This window comes from Priestia sp. P5_B4, from assembly GCF_056400385.1.
In genome coordinates, this window is record NZ_JBFULJ010001075.1 from 1 (window position 1) to 1,152 (window position 1,152).

Annotated in this window: 3 protein-coding genes; 2 read left to right on the plus strand and 1 reads right to left on the minus strand. The window is 33.6% G+C overall.

Annotated features, from left to right (window positions below):
* Positions 1 to 4 precede the first annotated feature (4 nt).
* A complete protein-coding gene (locus tag AC1DRF_RS28910; protein WP_477742426.1) occupies positions 5 to 208 on the plus strand; it encodes a cold-shock protein in 204 nt (67 codons plus the stop codon).
* 283 nt (positions 209 to 491) lie between these two features.
* On the opposite strand, the gene AC1DRF_RS28915 is transcribed toward AC1DRF_RS28910, so the two are convergent.
* Positions 492 to 695 (minus strand): cold-shock protein, encoded by a 204-nt coding sequence (locus tag AC1DRF_RS28915; protein ID WP_477742425.1) that lies wholly within the window; start codon positions 693 to 695, stop codon positions 492 to 494.
* Positions 696 to 979: 284 nt separating this feature from the next.
* Between AC1DRF_RS28915 and AC1DRF_RS28920 the strand changes: the two genes are divergently transcribed.
* Positions 980 to 1,152 (plus strand): DEAD/DEAH box helicase (locus tag AC1DRF_RS28920; RefSeq protein WP_477742427.1); only part of this gene is annotated, 173 nt, incomplete at its 3' end.

A 1,152-nucleotide genomic window follows, 5' to 3' on the forward strand; every position in this document is an offset into this window, starting at 1 on the left:
TATTATGGAACAAGGTACAGTRAAATGGTTTAATGCAGACAAAGGCTTCGGYTTTATCGAAATTGAAGGCGGAGACGATGTATTCGTACATTTCAGCTCTATTCAAGGTGAAGGCTTTAAATCWTTAGAMGAAGGTMAAAAAGTAACGTTTGACATCGAACAAGGYCAACGTGGAGCACAAGCTGCTAACGTTCATAAAGTAGCATAATTAAAATGAGTAAAAAAGACTCCACMTAGGRGTCTTTTTTTTACTTTTGGTTTCACTAGCTAGCAAAAGACATATTATATCTGATTTTAAAATCCCGTTATAATAGAAAAACCAGCGTTTTAAGTCTGGTTTCTGGGTCATACGAAGGATACAAGGTATGAACTAGTTAACCATACACTAGAAATATAAAGCAAATATGGCATGTTTGTTTGGTAAGAAGTTTACTTTCAGTTAAAGAAGTGCCGTAAGTTTTTTATAGATTTATACAACAGACGGACATGAATTATTTTTGATGGKGATTAGGAGACGCATCTAAAAGCCGTTCTCCTGTTCTCATTTTATGGCCACATAAAGGACACTTTTGGTGTTTTTGATAAGAGAAATTTTTTCTCATCCAACCATTACATTCTTCTGATTCACATTCCCAAATCTCTATTTGTTCTTTAGGTAAAAGCTCTTGATTTTTCTTCCTATGGTTATAATACATAACTACATCATCCCTCCTTCTAAATAGTATACCTTTTAAAAAAGAAATAGTGAGAACCATATCTTTCTAAATTAAACCACACTTTATAAATCCTATAAAAATTTATAAATACACGGAAGCGCGGATAAAATAAGGCATAAATTCGCCTTGTATAGATACGCTAAAATAAGATGTTCGTGAATAATAACTCTGATTTTCAATACGCAGAAATGAATAAATAATATCTCTCGTTAAAGAGTACTTTTCTCATTTCTGAATTTAAGTAAGAGAAGGAGCACGAAAAAATGAAAAAATTTTCTGATTTTAATTTAAGCAAGGCCATTGAAAAGGCAGTTCATAACTTGGGTTTTGAAGAGGCTACGCCGATTCAGGCTGAATCCATTCCGATAGCTATGACGGGTAAAGATCTAATTGGACAAGCTCAAACCGGTACTGGAAAGACAACAGCTTTTGGCAT